Below are 16,229 nucleotides of genomic sequence, written 5' to 3' on the forward strand. Positions count from 1 at the left end.
TTTGCCGCCGGCCCACCGTAGAATTCTCGGGTGGCAGGACGGATCAACGACGACGACGTGAAGGCGGTACGGGACGCGGTCCCGATCGACGCCGTGGTCTCGGAGTACCTCCAGCTGCGCAACGCCGGCGGCGGCAACCTCAAGGGCCTGTGCCCCTTCCACGACGAGAAGTCCCCGTCCTTCCAGGTCAGCCCGAGCAAGGGGCTCTACCACTGCTTCGGCTGCCAGGCCGGCGGGGACACCCTCGACTTCATCATGAAGATCGACCACCTCTCGTTCTCGGAGGCGGTCGAGCGGCTGGCCGGCCAGGCCGGCATCACCCTGCGGTACGAGGAGGGCGGCTACACCGCCGGCACCAGCGGCCGCGGCGAGCGGATCCGCCTGGTCGAGGCGCACAAGGCGGCCGCCCAGTTCTACGTGGACCAGCTCGGCGGCGCCGAGGCCGAGATCGGCCGCCGCTTCCTGGCGGAGCGCGGCTTCGACCAGGGGGCGGCCGAGCACTTCGGCGTGGGCTACAGCCCGGCCGGCTGGGACCACCTGACCCGGTTCCTGCGCGGGCGCGGCTTCAGCGACAAGGAGCTGATCCTCTCCGGGCTGGCCCAGGACAGCCGCAGCGGCAAGCCCATCGACCGCTTCCGCGGCCGCCTGATGTGGCCGATCCGGGACATCAGCGGCGAGGTGGTCGGCTTCGGTGCGCGCAAGCTGCGCGAGGACGACAACGGGCCGAAGTACCTGAACACCCCCGAGACGCCGATCTACAAGAAGTCCCAGGTGCTCTACGGCATCGACCTGGCGAAGAAGGAGATCGCGAAGACCTCCCGGGCCGTGGTCGTCGAGGGCTACACCGACGTGATGGCCTGCCACCTGGCCGGGGTCACCACCGCCATCGCCACCTGTGGCACGGCCTTCGGCGGGGAGCACATCAAGATCCTGCGGCGGCTGCTGATGGACAACGCGACCGCCGAGGTGATCTTCACGTTCGACGGTGACGCGGCCGGGCAGAAGGCGGCGCTGCGGGCCTTCGAGGACGACCAGAAGTTCGCGGCGGAGACCTCGATCGCGATCACCCCGGGCGGGATGGACCCCTGCGACCTGCGCCTGGCGCAGGGCGACGCGGCCGTCTCCGGGCTGGTGGAGTCCCGTACCCCGCTGTTCGAGTTCGCGCTGCGGCACATCGTGTCCCGGCACAACCTGGAGAACCCGGCGGGGCGGGCGGCCGCGCTGGACGAGGCGGCCCCGGTGGTCGCCGGGATCAAGAACATCGCGATCCAGCACGAGTCGGCGGTGCAGCTGGCGGGCATGCTGGGCATCCGCGACGAGCAGTTCGTGGTCAAGCGCGTCGCGCAGCAGGCCCGCTGGGCGCGGGAGCGCGGCCAGCAGCCGGACCGGCGGCAGCCCGGGCGCCGCTTCGAGGAGGCCCCGGCCGCCGCGCCCGCCGCCGTGCGGCCGAGCGGTCCGGCCCTGAACCTGCGCAGCCCGGCGCACCGCACGGAGCGGGAGCTGCTCAAGCTGGCGCTCCAGCGGCCGGCCCTGGTCTCCCCCGCCTTCGACGCGTACGGGACGGACGAGTTCACCGCCCCGCCGTACGCGGAGGTCCGCCGGGCCATCCAGGAAGCGGGCGGCGCCGCGCAGGGCACCGAGGACTACCTGGCCCGGGTGCGGGAGGCCGCCCCGAACGACACGGTGCGGGCGCTGGTGACGGAGCTGGCGGTGGAGGCCATCCACGCCAAGACGGTGGACGAGGTGTACGCGGGGGTCCAACTGGTGCAGGTCCGCCTGCGCGCGGTGGACCGGCGGGTGCACGAGATCCAGGGCCAGATGGCCCGCCTCGGCCCTCAGGCTCCGCCGGAGCAGCACGCGGCGGTGCAGCAGGAGCTGTGGGTCCTCCAGCAGTACGGGCAGCGTCTGCGCAACCGGGGAGCGGAGGGCCTGTAGGTCCCGGGGGGCGCGGCTGCGGCGCCGCTCCCCGCCCCGCGGAGCGGCGCCCCGCCTCCGGCTACCTCCGCAGCCAGTCCCCTCCGGGGATCTCGCGGCCCGACAGGGCCAGCCGGACGGCCAGCGGCGCGGCCGCCAGGTACACCCAGGCCCGCACCCGGCCCCCGTCCCCCCGGACGGCATCGCGTGCGACCCGGTCGTAGACGTTCCCCGGGCTGCCCGGCCCCGCGTACTCCTCCAGCAGGTCCAGCGCGGCCAGCAGTTCCGCGTACGCCCCGGGGACGGGCGTGATCAGCGACCCGGCTATGACGGAGCCGGCCCGCTCCACCGCGTACGGGTAGCCCGGCCCCTCGTACAGCGCCGCGCCCGGCAGCCGGGCCGGTTCCTCCGCGGCGGTGCGGCCGCGCAGGAACAGGTCGTGGTTGACCTCGCCGGGCCGCAGCGTCCCGTACACGAAGAGCGGCAGGACGCCGCCCGGTTCCGGCCGGTCGACCGATGCCACGAGCCCCTCCTTCGGCTGGTCCGGGCCCGCGGGGCCGGGTCGAAAGGCCCCTCTTCGCCGGTGCACCCCCACCGTACGCACCGCTGTCGCACCCTCTCCCGGTCCCCGCGACGGTCGCCGATCGCTGTCCGGTTCCTCCCCCTTCCTCGCCCCCACTGGGGGGCCGGTTTCACCCGGACGGGGTGGGGGTGCACGGATGGCCGTTCAGGGCCTCTGACGTGGGCGGATCCCGCGTCCGGGGGGCGGACGGACCGCATCTGACGCCGGGTCGGCGTGCGGGGGGCGGGCGGGCCGGTTTTCCTCGTGACACGACCCCGTGTCACGAGGAGTGACCCATGCGCCGCAGGACCGCCCACGCGCTGACCGCCGCCGCGCTGACCGCCGCCGCCTTCGCCGGCCCGGTCGCCGGAGCGGTGGCCGCCGCGGACCTGGGCATGCCGCCGTTCGCGCCCGGGGACTTCGCCGTGCTGGAGGTGTGGCCGAAGTCCGCGGTGCCGGGGACCACGGTCACCGTGAACACCAAGGCCTGCGGTCCGGGCGGCCACGCCGAGGGCGACGCCACCACCGTGGGCGGGGGCCGCTTCACGCTCGTACCGGGCCCCCACAAGGAGGTCGTGGCGGGCCGGTTCCAGGTCGCCCGCGACATCCGGCCCGGCACCTACGGCATCGGCGCCACCTGCGCCGACGGCAGGTTCGCCACCGGCGACCTGGTCGTCACCGAGCACGGCCCCCAGGGGCACGTGCGCACCGGGGTGGGCGGTGGCACGTCCACCACCACCGACCCGGCCAAGATCACGGCGGGAGCGGCAGTGCTGGCCGCGGCCGCCGTCGGCGGTACCTGGCTCCTGCGTCGCCGGGCGAGCGGCACGCGGAGCTGACGGGCGCCCGCCGCGGCCGAGGCCGCGGTCCGTCCGGTACCGCCCCCCGTCGCCCGCCCCGCGAGGTCCCCCCCGTTCGCGGGGCCGGGCGACGGCCACTGCTGACGACGGCGAGGCGAGGGGGTAGGAGGCATGGCCGGCTTCCCGGGCGTCCGGGGCATCTGGTCCGGACGCGACCGCCGCCCCGCGGAGCGGGTCCCCGGCCACGGCATGCGGCCCGGGTCCGCGGACCGGCGGGGGCGGGCCGGGGTGGTGGCGGTGGCCGTCTGCGTCGGCGTCTGGCTCGTCACCAGCGGCTCCGGCGAGACCGTCCGGCCCCCGCTGCCCTCCCCCGCCGACGCCCTGAGCGCGCAGGCCGTCTACCCCGGCAGCATCGACCCGCTGCCGGGCTCCCCGCCGACCCGGATCCGGATCCCGTCCATCCGTGTGGACGCCCCGCTCACCGGGCTCGGCCTGGAGCGCGACGGCAGTCTCGAAGTGCCGCCTCCCGCACCGGGCGACCTCGCCGGCTGGTACCGGGACGGGACCGCCCCGGGCGCGACGGGGACCGCCGTGATCGCGGGTCACGTGGACAACGCGAGCGGCCCGGCGGTCTTCTACCACCTGGGCGCGCTGCACCGGGGCGCCGCGATCGAGGTCGCCCGCGCGGACGGCCGTACCGCGGTGTTCACCGTCCACGCGGTCGAGGTCTACGACGCGAAGTCCTTCCCGGACCGGCGCGTGTACGGGCCGTCGCCGCGCGCGGAGCTGCGGGTGATCACGTGTGGCGGCGGGTTCTCCCCGCGCACGGGATACCAGGGCAACGTGGTCGTCTTCGCCCATCTCACCGGGACCTACTGACATCGGGCACCCCGCCGCCCGACCAAGATCATCGGGTTGCAGAATGACCCGTATGTCGATAACGAACACGCCCAGGCCGGCCACGCTCGACGACGCCGCCGACATCAGCCGCGGTCTGGCCCGCGCCTTCGCGGACGACCCGATGATGTGCTGGTTCTTCCCCGACGGGGCCACGCGCGAGGAGGGCATGGTCCGGTACTTCGCGACGCTCCTCACCCGGCACTACGGCCGCCACGGCGTGTGCGAGCGCACGGACCTGGCCGCTTCCTTCTGGGTGGCGCCGCAGGGCCGCGCCCTTCCCGACGACGAGACCCTCGACGAGCTCGCCACCGTGCTCGGCGACCGGGCGGGGGTGTTCCGGGAGGGCATCGCGGCGGCCGCCGAGCACACGCCCCCGGAGGACCACTGGTACCTCGCGGTACTGGGCGCCGACCCGGCCGGCCAGGGGCAGGGGCACGGCGCCGCGCTCCTGCGGTCGGGCCTGGCCCGGGCCGACGCGGCGGGCCTGCCCGTCTACCTGGAATCCTCCAAGGAGTCCAACGTGCCCTTCTACGAGCACTTCGGCTTCACCGTGCTCGGCGAGGCGCAGCTGCCCGGCGGCGGGCCGACCCTCTGGGTGATGCGCCGCGCCCCGCGGGCCTGACGCACGGCGGGCGCGCGGCCCAGGCCCCGCGCCCGCTCAGCCGCTCAGCCGCTCAGCGCTCAGCTACTCAGCCCCACTGCTCCAGGCCGAGTTTGACGACCAGCGCGCCGACCACGGTCAGCAGCACGCCCCGGACGAAGCCGCTGCCCTTCTTGAGGGCCATCCGGGCCCCGACCATGCCGCCGGCGAGGTTGAACACCGCCATCAGGGCGGCCAGCTGCCAGAACACCATCCCCTGGTAGGCGAACATCGCCAGGGCCCCGGCGTTGGTGCAGCAGTTGACGATCTTCGCGGTGGCGGAGGCGGTGACCAGGTCGAGGTGGAGCAGGGCGGTGAGGGCCAGCACCAGGAAGGTGCCGGTACCGGGCCCGATGAGGCCGTCGTAGAAGCCGATGCCGAGGCCGGCGAGGGCGATGGTGAGCAGGACCCGCTGCCGGGAGGCGGGCGCGGTGGAGGGGGCGGCGCCGAAGCCGGGCTTGAAGATCACGACGGCGGCGACCACGACGAGCACGCCCATGATCAGCGGCCGCATGGTGTCCTTGCTGATCCCGCCGGCCAGGGCGGCCCCGCCCATCGAGCCGGCGAGCGCGGCCAGCCCGATCCGTACGGCGAGCTTCACGTCCACCGGGGTCTTGCGCACGTAGGTGACGGCCGCGCCGGCCGTTCCGACGATGGCCACCGCCTTGTTGGTCCCGAGGACGGCGGCGGGCTGCGCGTGCGGGAGGCCGAGCAGCAGGGCGGGCAGGAGCAGCAGTCCGCCGCCGCCCACCACCGCGTCGATCCAGCCGGCCGCCGCGGCGGCGACGCACAGCACGATGATCATGGTCGTTGATATGTCAGGCACGGACCCGACCCTAGGGAGCGGATCCGTGCAGGTCCCACCGACCCCCGAAAAGTTGCGCGAAGCTTGAGGTTCACGCCCTGCGCGTCCCGGCCGCCGGAAGCCTCACCGGGCGTCCGCTCGGGCGCTGAGGGCGGCGTTCCGTCCGGGAAACAGGAGCGATCCGACGGGGAAACAGCCGGCCCGCACGCTCGTTCCATGACCTCGAAGCAGCGTGTGGTGGTGATCGGCGGCGGCCTGGCCGGCCTGCGGCTCGCCGCGCGGCTGGCACCGGCCGCCGCGGTGACCGTCCTCGGCGAGGAGTCCCACGCCCCCTACAACCGGGTACTGCTGGCGGAGGTGCTGGCCGGCCGGTACGCCCCCGAGGTGGCCGCGCTGCCGGCCCCCGGCCCGGAGCTGCGGCGGGGGGTGCGGGCGGTGCGGATCGACCGTGACGTCCGCCGGGTGCACTGCGACGACGGCACGGCCCCCGAGTACGACGCCCTCGTGCTGGCCACCGGCTCGAACCCGGTCCTGCCGGCGCTGCGCGGCCTGTTCCCGTCGGGCGGCGGGGAACTCCCGGAAGGGGTGCACCCGTTCCGCACCATGGACGACTGCCTCGCCCTGGACGCGGCCGTACGGCCGGGCGTGCGGGCGGTGGTGATCGGCGGCGGCCTCCTCGGCGTCTCCGCGGCGCGTGCGCTGGCCGCGCGTGGGGCGCACGTGGTCGTGGCCCAGCAGGGCGAGCGGCTGATGGAGCGCCAGCTGGACGCCGACGCCTCGGCGCTGCTGCGGGAGCACCTCGCGGGGCTGGGGGTGGAGATCCACACCGAGTGCCGCGTGCGGGGCCTGACCACGACGGACACACCGCTGCGCGCGGCTTCCTCCCCGCCCGGCCAGGGCCGCCGCGTCACGGGGGTCGAGCTCGCGGACGGCTACCGCCTGGCGGCCGATCTCGTCGTCCTCGCCTGCGGCGTGCGCCCCCGCACCGGACTCGCCCGGGCGGCCGGGCTGGAGGTCCGCAGGGGCATCGTGGTCGACGACCGCCTCCGCACCGGCGACCCCCACGTCCACGCCATCGGCGACTGCGCCGAGCACGCCGGCCGGCTCTACGGCCTGGCCGGCCCCGCCCTGGAGCAGGCCGACGCCCTCGCCGCCACCCTCTCCGGCTCCCCCACCGACTACACCGGCACCCGCGCCCTGACCCGGCTCACCCTCGGCGGCGCCGACCGCCCCCTCGACCTCGCCGCCTTCGGCGACCCCACCCCGCTCCGCGGCGACGACGTGGTCCGCCTCGCCGACGCCACCCGCCGCACCTACCGCAAGGTCGTCCTGCGCGGCGACCGGCTGGTCGGCGGGGTCCTGCTCGGCGAGCTCTCCACCGTGGGGGCCCTGGCCCGCAGCTGGGAGGGCGACGAGTCCCTGGACGCATCGCACGGCCTGTTCCACCTGCTCACCGACGACGGAGGCCACTGACATGACCGAGCCCCTGCCCGCGATCGTGCTCATCGGGCACGGCATGGTCGGCCAGCGCTACCTGGAGGCGCTCGCCGAACGCGGGGCCACCGCCACGCACCGCGTCACGGTGCTCTGCGAGGAGCCCCGGCCCGCCTACGACCGGGTGCACCTCACCTCGTACTTCTCCGGCAGCAGCCCCGAGGAACTCTCCCTGACCCCGGACGGCTTCATGGCGGAGCACGGGATCGCGCTGCACCTGGGCGACCCCGCCGAGAGCGTCGACCGGGAGGCCCGCACGGTCACCTCCCGCTCCGGGCGCGTCTTCCCGTACGACGTGCTGGTCCTGGCGACCGGCAGCCACCCCTTCGTCCCGCCCGTGCCCGGCAAGGACGCCCCCGGCTGCTTCGTCTACCGCACCATCGAGGACCTCCTCGCGATCGAGGAGTACGCCAGGACCGGCACCACCGGCGCCGTCGTCGGCGGCGGCCTGCTCGGGCTGGAGGCGGCCGGCGCCCTCCGGGGCCTCGGGCTCACCACCCGCGTCGTGGAGTTCGCGCCCCGGCTGATGCCCGTCCAGGTGGACGAGGGCGGCGGCGCGGCCCTGCTGCGCACCATCGAGTCCATGGGCCTGACCGTGCACACCGGCGTCGGCACCCAGGCGGTGCTGACCGGCGAGGACGGCTCCGTCACCGGGATGCGCCTCTCCGACGGGTCCACGGTCGACACCGACCTCGTCGTCTTCTCCGCCGGGGTCCGCCCCCGCGACCAGCTCGCCCGGGACTGCGGCCTGGCCGTCGGCGAGCGCGGGGGGATCCGCGTCGACGCCCGCTGCCGCACCTCCGACCCCCGCGTGTACGCCATCGGCGAGTGCGCGCAGGCCGTCGACGGCCGGGTCTACGGCCTGGTCGCGCCCGGCTACGAGATGGCAGAGACCGCCGCCGAGGACCTCCTGGGCCGCGAACGGGAGTTCACCGGCGCCGACCTGTCCACCAAGCTCAAGCTGCTCGGCGTGGACGTGGCCTCCTTCGGCGACGCCCACGGCACGGCCGAGGGCAGCCTGGACGTCGTCTGGTCCGACTCCCGCTCCGGGATCTACAAGAAGCTCGTCATGTCCCCCGAAGGGGTCCTGCTCGGCGGGGTCCTGGTCGGCGACGCCGACGCGTACGGGCTGCTGCGCCCGCTCACCGGCAGCGTCCCGCCGGTCGCCCCCGAGCAGCTGGTCCTGCCCGCCGGGCTGGGCCCCGCCACACAGCTGGGCCCGTCCGCCCTGCCCGACACGGCGGTGATCTGCTCCTGCCACAACGTCACCAAGAAGGCGATCACCGCCTGTTCGACCCTGCCCGAGGTCAAGAAGTGCACCAAGGCCGGGACGGGCTGCGGCGGCTGCCTCAAGGTGATCGGGCAGCTGCTGCCACCCCCCGCCGATCCGGGGCTGTGCGGCTGCTTCGCGTACACCCGGGCGGAGCTGTACGAGATCGTCCGCACCCGGCGCCTGGCCTCCTACCGGGAGCTCCTGGACGGGCACGGGCGGCCGGAGGCGCGCGGCGGAGAGGGCTGCGAGGTCTGCAAGCCCGCCGTCGGCTCGATCATCGCCTCCCTGGCCCCCGCCGTGGGCGCCAGCGGCTACGTCCTCGACGGGGAGCAGGCCGCCCTCCAGGACACCAACGACCACTTCCTGGCGAACCTCCAGCGCAACGGCTCGTACTCGGTCGTCCCGCGCATCCCGGGCGGCGAGATCACCCCGGAGAAACTGATCGTGATCGGCGAGGTGGCCCGCGACTTCGGCCTCTACACGAAGATCACCGGCGGCCAGCGCATCGACCTGTTCGGCGCGAGCGTGGACCAGCTGCCCGCGATCTGGGCCCGGCTGGTCGACGCCGGCTTCGAGTCCGGGCACGCGTACGGGAAGGCCCTGCGGACGGTGAAGTCCTGCGTGGGGCAGACCTGGTGCCGCTACGGGGTCCAGGACAGCGTGCGGATGGCCATCGACCTGGAGCTGCGCTACCGGGGGCTGCGCGCCCCCCACAAGCTGAAGTCGGCGGTGTCCGGGTGCACCCGCGAGTGCGCGGAGGCGCAGAGCAAGGACTTCGGGGTGATCGCGACGGCCCACGGCTGGAACCTCTACGTCGGCGGCAACGGCGGGGCCGTCCCGCGCCACGCCGACCTCCTCGCCCAGGACCTGTCGGACGCCGAACTGGTGCGGCTCATCGACCGGTTCCTGATGTTCTACATCCGCACCGCCGACCGGCTGGAGCGCACCTCCACCTGGCTGGAGCGGCTGGAGGGGGGCCTGGACCACCTGCGGGACGTGGTGGTGCACGACTCGCTCGGGCTGTGCGCGGAGCTGGAGTCGCTGATGGCCGAGCACGTGGCGCACTACCGCGACGAGTGGGCCGAGACCCTCCGGGACCCGGACCGGCTGAGGCGGTTCGTGTCCTTCGTGAACGCGCCCGGCACCCCCGACCCGACCGTGAGGTTCGTCCCCGAGCGCGGCCAGGTCAAGCCCGACCTGGCCGTCCTGACCCTGGGAGGTCCTGTCCGATGACCGTCGAACTGCGTTTGGCCGAAGGCTGGCTGACGGTGTGCGAGCTGTCCTCGCTCACCCCCGGACGCGGGGTGGCCGCCCTGCTCCCGGACGGGACCCAGGCCGCGGTGTTCGTCGACCGCGAGGGGCGCCCCTACGCGATCGGCAACCAGGACCCCTTCACCGGCGCGCACGTGCTGTCGCGCGGGCTGGTCGGCTGGTCGGCGGGGCGTGCGTTCGTGGCCTCGCCGCTGCTGAAGCAGCGCTTCGACCTGGAGTCGGGGCGCTGCCTGGACGACGAGGAGGTGGCGGTCCGGACGTACCCGGTGCGGACCGCCGCGACCTCGTAGGCGGACGGTCAGCCCTGGACCATGGCCGGGTCCATCCACATGATCTCCCAGGTGTGGCCGTCGAGGTCGTCGAAGGCCCGGCCGTACATGACGCCGTGGTCCTGGGCGGGTCGGGGCTCGGTGGCCCCGGCCGCCAGGGCCCCGTCGACGAGCTCGTCGACGGCGGCGCGGCTCTCGGCGCTGAGGCACAGGAGCACCTCGGAGGTGGTGCGGGCGTCCGCGATGGCCTTGTGGGTGAAGTCCTTGTAGCGCGCCTGGGTCAGGAACATCGCGACGATGGTGTCGGTGATGGGCATGGAGGCGCAGTTCTCGTCGGTGAACTGGGCGTTGAAGGAGTAGCCCAGCTTGCCCCAGAACGCCTTCGTGGCCTCCAGGTCGCTGACGGGCAGGTTGACGAAGATCATGGTGGCGGACATCCCGGTGCCTCTTCTCTCTGGCGGCGCACGTCCCGTGCGGTGCTTTCGAGGGGTAGACCGGGGGCGCCCCGAGAACTCATCGCTCCCCGCCGAAGTTTCTTCCCCGGGGCGGGCGGCGGCCCTTCCGGACCGCCGCCCCCCTGGTGAACCGATCCTTCAGGAGACCACCGCGCCGCCCTTGAGGAGGGCCGCGCCCAGCGGGGTCACCGTGTGCAGGACGGCGTTGCCGTGGCGCAGGGTGGTCACCAGGCCCGCCTCGCGCATCACGCAGGCGTGCTGGCTCGCCGAGGCCAGGGAGACCCCGGCGCGGCGGGCCAGTTCGCTGGTGGTGGCCCCGTCGCCGATGGCCCGCAGCACCACCGAGCGGGTGTGGCCCACCAGCTTGCCCAGGGTGCGCTGGCGCTGCTCCTCCGGCCGGGCGGACTCCCCGCCGGCGCCGGCGGAGGCCAGCTGGGCGGCGGCCGGGTACACCAGCACGGGCGGCAGCTCCGGGTCGTGGAGGGTCACCGCGGTGCGCCGGCAGAAGAACGACGGCTGGAGCAGCAGCCCGCGCCCCCGCAGCCGTACGTCCCGGTCCACCGGGTACTCGCACTCCAGCACCGGCGCCCGCCAGCGCAGCATCGGCGGCAGCGAGGCCAGCAGCTCGTCCGCGCCCCCGTCGAGGAGGGCACGGCCGCGTGCGGCCCGCTCGGCCTCGATCTGGGCCTGGATGTGGGTCCAGTACGGTTCCACGGCCGCGCGGTGGTAGCCGCGCAGCTCGGCCAGCAGCCGGGGCAGGTGCCTGGTGCCGCCGTCCATGAACTCCCGCAGCCGGGTCGGCGGCGGGGTCCCGAAGGCCGCGCCGAAGCCCGCGGCGGCGCCCGCGCCCACGAGGGAGAGCTCGTGGCGCAGCCGGTCCGCGGGGAGCCCGCGCAGGGCGTCGAGGCCGACGTCCCACCCGTACTGACCCTCGGAGGGGGTCAGGAAATCGGGGAAATAGCCGCGAGCCGGTATGAGGGCGCTCAGCAGCCTTGTTTCACCATTCAACCGGCTCCGGGCTTCCGTACGCCATTCGCCGAACAGCCGGGCGTCACGCCGGTCTCTTAAGCGATGAAAACTAAGAATCGTTTCCCACAACGCATCGGGACGCCCTGCCATCCGTACGCGTGCCAGGTCCACTCCAGTGAAATGGATACGCAGCACCGAACCCCCACCTGTGCAACCGCAATCCCCCCGCCCCATGAGTATGCACGCCGTCACACGTGGTCACCACGCCCTTTCGGCCACAGTTGAAACCCCTTTCGGCGGGGGCGTGACAAGCGAAATCCTGTACTCCGCCAGGCACACTCCGGCGCGACCGAAACGCTCCGTGAAGGCCGTGGGGGGCTTTGCGGGGCCTGGCGGTCGGTCGCACCGGGAAGCGCCGACGTGCCTGGCGGATAGGCGGCAGGCGGCGGACGGGTGGGGATCCGTCCGCCGCCTGGCGCCGTAATGACTTCGTTGAATATTTCGCGAAACCCGGCCGGGCGAGGCACGGGGGTCTTCCGAATAGATGGAAGCGCCCGCCCCCGGCAGTCAGGGAACCGGGGGCGGGCGCTGTCGGGGGGAGCCGGGCTCAGCGGCTGTCGGAGCCCTTGGCCTCGGCGGCGGCACGGCCGGCCTCCAGGCGCGCCACCGGGATCCGGAACGGCGAGCAGGAGACGTAGTCGAGGCCGACCTCGTGGAAGAAGTGCACCGACTCGGGGTCGCCGCCGTGCTCGCCGCAGACGCCGAGCTTGAGGTCGGGGCGGGTGGCCCGGCCCTGCTCGACCGCGTGGCGGACGAGGGAGCCGACGCCCTCCTTGTCGATGGTCTCGAAGGGCGAGACCCCGAAGATGCCCTTCTCCAGGTAGGCGGTGAAGAAGCTGGCCTCGACGTCGTCGCGGGAGAAGCCCCACACCGTCTGGGTCAGGTCGTTCGTGCCGAAGGAGAAGAACTGCGCGGCCTCGGCGATCTGGGCGGCGGTCAGCGCGGCGCGCGGCAGCTCGATCATCGTGCCGATGGTCAGCTTGAGGCTGGTGCCGGTGGCGGCCTCGACCTCGGCGATGATCGCGTCGGCCTCCTCGCGGACGATCTCCAGCTCCTGGACGGTGCCCACGAGCGGGACCATGATCTCGGCGCGCGGGTCGCCCTTGGCGTTCTTGCGCTCGGCGGCGGCCTCGGCGATGGCCCGGACCTGCATGGCGAACAGGCCGGGGATGACCAGGCCGAGGCGGACGCCGCGCAGACCCAGCATCGGGTTCTGCTCGTGCAGCTTGTGCACGGCCTGGAGCAGGCGCAGGTCGTTCTCGTTGGCGTCCTGGCGGGACTCGGCGAGGGCGACGCGCACCGACAGCTCGGTGATGTCGGGCAGGAACTCGTGCAGCGGCGGGTCCAGGAGGCGGACGGTGACGGGCAGGCCGTCCATCGCCTCGAACAGCTCGACGAAGTCCTTCTTCTGCAGCGGCAGGAGGGCACTGAGTGCCTCGTCGCGCTCCGAGTCGGTGTCCGCGAGGATCAGGCGCTCGACCATCTCGCGGCGCTCGCCGAGGAACATGTGCTCGGTGCGGCACAGGCCGATGCCCTGGGCGCCGAAGCGGCGGGCGCGCAGCGCGTCCTCGGCGTTGTCGGCGTTGGCGCGCACCCGCAGGCGGCGGACGCGGTCGGCGTAGGCCATGATCCGGTGCACGGCGCCGACCAGCTCGTCGGCGTCGTCGGCGCCGGCGTGCATGCGGCCCTCGAAGTACTCGACGACCGGGGACGGTACGACGGGTACCTCACCGAGGTAGACCTTGCCGGTGGAGCCGTCGATGGAGACGACGTCGCCCTCTTCGATGACCTGCCCGCCGACCGTCATCCGGCGGCGCTTGGTGTCGACGTCGAGGTCCTCGGCGCCGCAGACGCAGGTCTTGCCCATGCCGCGGGCGACGACGGCGGCGTGCGAGGTCTTGCCGCCGCGCGAGGTCAGGATGCCCTCGGAGGCGATCATGCCGTCCAGGTCGTCGGGGTTGGTCTCGCGGCGGATCAGGATGACCTTCTCGCCGGAACGGGACCACTTGACGGCCGTGTACGAGTCGAAGACGGCCTTGCCGACGGCCGCGCCCGGGGAGGCGGCGATGCCGCGGCCGAGCAGGGTGGTCTTGGCGCCCTCGTCGAAGCGGGGGAACATCAGCTGCGCCAGCTGGGCGCCGCTGACCCGCTGGAGGGCCTCGGCCTCGTCGATCAGGCCCTGGTCCACGAGCTGGGTGGCGATGCGGAAGGCGGCGCCGGCGGTGCGCTTGCCGACGCGGGTCTGGAGCATCCACAGCTGGCCGCGCTCGATGGTGAACTCGATGTCGCAGAGATCCTTGTAGTGGTTCTCCAGCTTCGTCATGATCGCCATGAGCTGGTCGTACGAGGCCTTGTCGATGGCCTCCAGGTCCGCGAGCGGGACGGTGTTGCGGATGCCCGCGACGACGTCCTCGCCCTGCGCGTTCTGCAGGTAGTCGCCGTAGACGCCGGCGTGGCCGCTGGCGGGGTCGCGGGTGAAGGCGACGCCGGTGCCCGAGTCGGGGCCGAGGTTGCCGAAGACCATGGAGCAGATGTTGACGGCGGTGCCCAGGTCGCCGGGGATGCGCTCCTGGCGGCGGTAGAGCTTGGCGCGGTCGGTGTTCCAGGAGTTGAAGACGGCCTCGACGGCGAGGTCGAGCTGCTCGCGGGCGTCCTGCGGGAACTCGCGGCCGGCCTCCTTCGCGACGATCTTCTTGAAGGCCTTGACCAGCTTCTTGAGGTCGGCGGCGTCGAGGTCGGTGTCGACGGCGACCTTCTTGGCGGCCTTGGCCTGGTCGAGGGCGTCCTCGAAGAGCTCGCCCTCGACGCCCAGGACGGTCTTGCCGAACATCTGGATCAGACGGCGGTAGGAGTCCCAGGCGAAGCGCTCGTTGTCCGCCTGGGCGGCGAGGCCGGCCACGGACTCGTCGGAGAGGCCGATGTTGAGGACCGTGTCCATCATGCCCGGCATGGAGAACTTGGCGCCGGAGCGCACGGAGACCAGGAGCGGGTCGTCCGACTGGCCGAGCTTCTTGCCCATCTTCGTTTCGAGGGCTTCGAGGTGCGCGCTGACCTCGTCGCGCAGCGCGGCCGGGGCCGTGCCGCTCTCCAGGTAGACCTTGCAGGCCTCGGTGGTGATGGTGAAGCCGGGAGGGACCGGGAGACCGAGGTTGGTCATCTCGGCGAGGTTCGCTCCCTTGCCGCCCAGGAGGTCCTTGAGGTCCCGGTTGCCCTCGGTGAAGTCGTAGACGAACTTCTGCTCTTTGTTTTCCGACACGGGTCTCGACTCCTCGACGACTCGGGTGGCTGCCCTGACGGCCAGGAACATACCCAGATCGAAGGCTTATCGGTACGTCCACTTGGCGGTCATGAGGCCGTAACCACCCGTGCGCCACCGTATCGAAAGTAACCGGTCGGTAATGAGAACCTCCGAACAGCGTTCACATCCCGAAGGGGGAGGTGCCGAGAACCGCTTGATCGCGCTCGGACGAGCGATCATCGATACATTTGCGTTCAACTCTTGAACGAACAAAGGGTGGCACCCAGTGCCACCCTTTGGAAGTCTTACCCGTGACGTTCGCGCTCATCTGAGCGAAACCTCTCCCATGCGTGGCGTATATCACGCACCACGCAGGGCGATTTGTCAGCCTCCGGACGTGTCCAGCTCCGCGTCCTCGCTCACACCGGCGCAGTCGTACGGATCCTTCAGCCAGCCGTCCGGCAGGACAACCCGGTTGTTTCCGGACGTCCGGCCGCGCGGGCCGTCCGCGCTCTCCGGCCATGCCTGGTCCAGGTCCAGCTCGCTCAGATGAGCATCCAGTTCGGCCAGGGAGGAGACGACGGCCAGCTTCCCGCGCATCTCGGAGCCGACGGAGAACCCCTTGAGGTACCAGGCGACGTGCTTACGGAAGTCGATCACCCCGCGCGCCTCGTCCCCGATCCACTCCCCCAGCAGCTGCGCGTGGCGCAGCATGGCGGCCTTGACCTCGCGCAGCGTGGGCTTGTGGAAGTCCTCCGGGCGGCCCTCGAAGGCGGCGACCAGGTCGTTGAAGAGCCACGGGCGGCCCAGGCAGCCGCGTCCGACGACCACGCCGTCGCAGCCGGTCTCACGGACCATGCGCAGGGCGTCCTCGGCGCACCAGATGTCGCCGTTGCCGAGCACCGGGATCTCCGGGACGTGCTCCTTGAGGCGGGCGATGGCCTCCCAGTCGGCGGTGCCGCCGTAGTGCTGGGCGGTGGTGCGGCCGTGCAGGGCGATGGCGGTGACCCCCTCCTCGACGGCGATCCGGCCGGCGTCGAGGTAGGTGAGGTGGTCGTCGTCGATGCCCTTGCGCATCTTCATGGTGACCGGGAGGTCGCCGGCGCCCGCGACGGCCTCGCGGAGGATGGCGCGCAGCAGGTGGCGCTTGTAGGGGAGGGCCGAGCCGCCGCCCTTGCGCGTGACCTTGGGGACCGGGCAGCCGAAGTTGAGGTCGATGTGGTCGGCGCGGTCCTCCTCGACGATCATGCGGACCGCCTTGCCGACCGTCACGGGGTCAACCCCGTACAGCTGAATCGACCGGGGCTTTTCGGTCTCGTCGAAGTGGATCAGCTGCATGGTCTTCTCGTTGCGCTCGACCAGGGCGCGGGTCGTGATCATCTCGCTCACGAACAGGCCCTTGCCGCCCGAGAACTCGCGGCAGAGGGTCCGGAAGGGGGCGTTGGTGATGCCGGCCATCGGCGCGAGCACCACCGGGGGCTGCACGGTGTGCGGGCCGATCGCGAGGGGGGCGGGAAGCGTGGTCATCCCCCCATTGTCCCGCAGCGCCGTTCCCTACTTATTCGTACGCTCGGCGGT

The 16,229-nt window shown here is 73.0% G+C and carries 13 protein-coding genes; 7 read left to right on the plus strand and 6 right to left on the minus strand.

What is annotated here, in order from left to right; genetic code table 11:
• Window positions 1-30: 30 nt before the first annotated feature.
• Window positions 31-1,935, plus strand: a complete 1,905-nt coding sequence (gene dnaG / locus ACZ5NJ_RS06040; RefSeq protein WP_468763250.1) for a DNA primase — start codon at window positions 31-33, stop codon at window positions 1,933-1,935.
• Window positions 1,936-1,996: 61 nt separating this feature from the next.
• Here the strand turns inward: dnaG and ACZ5NJ_RS06045 are convergent, their stop codons facing one another.
• Window positions 1,997-2,437 carry a gamma-glutamylcyclotransferase family protein gene (locus tag ACZ5NJ_RS06045; protein WP_468763252.1) on the minus strand — a complete coding sequence of 147 codons (441 nt, stop codon included), beginning with the start codon at window positions 2,435-2,437 and terminating at the stop codon, window positions 1,997-1,999.
• Window positions 2,438-2,772: 335 nt separating this feature from the next.
• On the opposite strand from ACZ5NJ_RS06045, the gene ACZ5NJ_RS06050 reads away from it, so the two are divergent.
• The 3 genes from ACZ5NJ_RS06050 to ACZ5NJ_RS06060 all read left to right on the plus strand — a co-directional run bounded on the left by ACZ5NJ_RS06050 (window position 2,773) and on the right by ACZ5NJ_RS06060 (window position 4,798).
• Window positions 2,773-3,315: a hypothetical protein gene (locus tag ACZ5NJ_RS06050; RefSeq protein ID WP_468763254.1), complete on the plus strand. Its 543-nt coding sequence runs from the start codon at window positions 2,773-2,775 to the stop codon at window positions 3,313-3,315.
• Between the two features lie 210 nt (window positions 3,316-3,525).
• Entirely contained in the window at window positions 3,526-4,155 is a 630-nt protein-coding gene (locus ACZ5NJ_RS06055) for a class F sortase (RefSeq protein WP_468763871.1), read from the plus strand.
• A 43-nt stretch (window positions 4,156-4,198) separates the two neighbouring features.
• Window positions 4,199-4,798 (plus strand): GNAT family N-acetyltransferase, encoded by a 600-nt coding sequence (locus tag ACZ5NJ_RS06060; RefSeq protein ID WP_468763256.1) that lies wholly within the window; start codon window positions 4,199-4,201, stop codon window positions 4,796-4,798.
• Between the two features lie 67 nt (window positions 4,799-4,865).
• On the opposite strand, the gene ACZ5NJ_RS06065 is transcribed toward ACZ5NJ_RS06060, so the two are convergent.
• Entirely contained in the window at window positions 4,866-5,642 is a 777-nt protein-coding gene (locus ACZ5NJ_RS06065) for a sulfite exporter TauE/SafE family protein (protein WP_468763258.1), read from the minus strand.
• 195 nt (window positions 5,643-5,837) lie between these two features.
• Between ACZ5NJ_RS06065 and ACZ5NJ_RS06070 the strand changes: the two genes are divergently transcribed.
• From ACZ5NJ_RS06070 to nirD, 3 genes are read left to right on the plus strand one after another with little or no spacing between them, the layout of a single operon-like run.
• Complete coding sequence (locus ACZ5NJ_RS06070; RefSeq protein ID WP_468763261.1) at window positions 5,838-7,094, plus strand: NAD(P)/FAD-dependent oxidoreductase; 1,257 nt, start codon at window positions 5,838-5,840, stop codon at window positions 7,092-7,094.
• Window position 7,095: 1 nt separating this feature from the next.
• Window positions 7,096-9,621, plus strand: coding sequence for a nitrite reductase large subunit NirB (nirB, locus tag ACZ5NJ_RS06075; protein ID WP_468763263.1), 2,526 nt, complete (start codon window positions 7,096-7,098; stop codon window positions 9,619-9,621).
• The gene (nirD, locus tag ACZ5NJ_RS06080) at window positions 9,618-9,950 is read left to right on the plus strand and encodes a nitrite reductase small subunit NirD (RefSeq protein WP_468763265.1); all 333 of its coding nucleotides are present in this window, start codon (window positions 9,618-9,620) and stop codon (window positions 9,948-9,950) included. The genes nirB and nirD overlap by 4 nt, the downstream gene beginning before the upstream one ends.
• Before the next feature lie 8 nt (window positions 9,951-9,958).
• Here nirD and ACZ5NJ_RS06085 read toward each other — a convergent pair whose 3' ends face one another.
• The 4 genes from ACZ5NJ_RS06085 to dusB all read right to left on the minus strand — a co-directional run bounded on the left by ACZ5NJ_RS06085 (window position 9,959) and on the right by dusB (window position 16,178).
• A complete protein-coding gene (locus tag ACZ5NJ_RS06085; RefSeq protein ID WP_468763267.1) occupies window positions 9,959-10,366 on the minus strand; it encodes a VOC family protein in 408 nt (135 codons plus the stop codon).
• A 156-nt stretch (window positions 10,367-10,522) separates the two neighbouring features.
• On the minus strand, window positions 10,523-11,548 hold the full coding sequence (locus ACZ5NJ_RS06090) for an ArsR/SmtB family transcription factor (protein WP_468763270.1): 1,026 nt from the start codon (window positions 11,546-11,548) through the stop codon (window positions 10,523-10,525).
• 412 nt (window positions 11,549-11,960) lie between these two features.
• The gene (ppdK, locus tag ACZ5NJ_RS06095) at window positions 11,961-14,669 is read right to left on the minus strand and encodes a pyruvate, phosphate dikinase (protein ID WP_468763272.1); all 2,709 of its coding nucleotides are present in this window, start codon (window positions 14,667-14,669) and stop codon (window positions 11,961-11,963) included.
• A 366-nt stretch (window positions 14,670-15,035) separates the two neighbouring features.
• Window positions 15,036-16,178, minus strand: coding sequence for a tRNA dihydrouridine synthase DusB (gene dusB / locus ACZ5NJ_RS06100; RefSeq protein ID WP_468763275.1), 1,143 nt, complete (start codon window positions 16,176-16,178; stop codon window positions 15,036-15,038).
• Window positions 16,179-16,229 lie beyond the last annotated feature (51 nt).

It is taken from the genome of Streptomyces sp. NPDC032091, from assembly GCF_055580265.1.

Excerpts from the sequence above, each read along its gene's own strand:
- nirD (WP_468763265.1), top strand. The coding sequence starts at position 9,618 with ATGACCGTCGAACTGCGTTTGGCCGAAGGCTGGCTGACGGTGTGCGAG.
- nirB (WP_468763263.1), top strand. The coding sequence starts at position 7,096 with ATGACCGAGCCCCTGCCCGCGATCGTGCTCATCGGGCACGGCATGGTC.
- ACZ5NJ_RS06070 (WP_468763261.1), top strand. The coding sequence starts at position 5,838 with ATGACCTCGAAGCAGCGTGTGGTGGTGATCGGCGGCGGCCTGGCCGGC.
- ACZ5NJ_RS06050 (WP_468763254.1), top strand. The coding sequence starts at position 2,773 with ATGCGCCGCAGGACCGCCCACGCGCTGACCGCCGCCGCGCTGACCGCC.
- ACZ5NJ_RS06060 (WP_468763256.1), top strand. The coding sequence starts at position 4,199 with ATGACCCGTATGTCGATAACGAACACGCCCAGGCCGGCCACGCTCGAC.
- ACZ5NJ_RS06085 (WP_468763267.1), bottom strand. The coding sequence starts at position 10,366 with ATGTCCGCCACCATGATCTTCGTCAACCTGCCCGTCAGCGACCTGGAG.
- ACZ5NJ_RS06055 (WP_468763871.1), top strand. The coding sequence starts at position 3,526 with ATGCGGCCCGGGTCCGCGGACCGGCGGGGGCGGGCCGGGGTGGTGGCG.
- dusB (WP_468763275.1), bottom strand. The coding sequence starts at position 16,178 with ATGACCACGCTTCCCGCCCCCCTCGCGATCGGCCCGCACACCGTGCAG.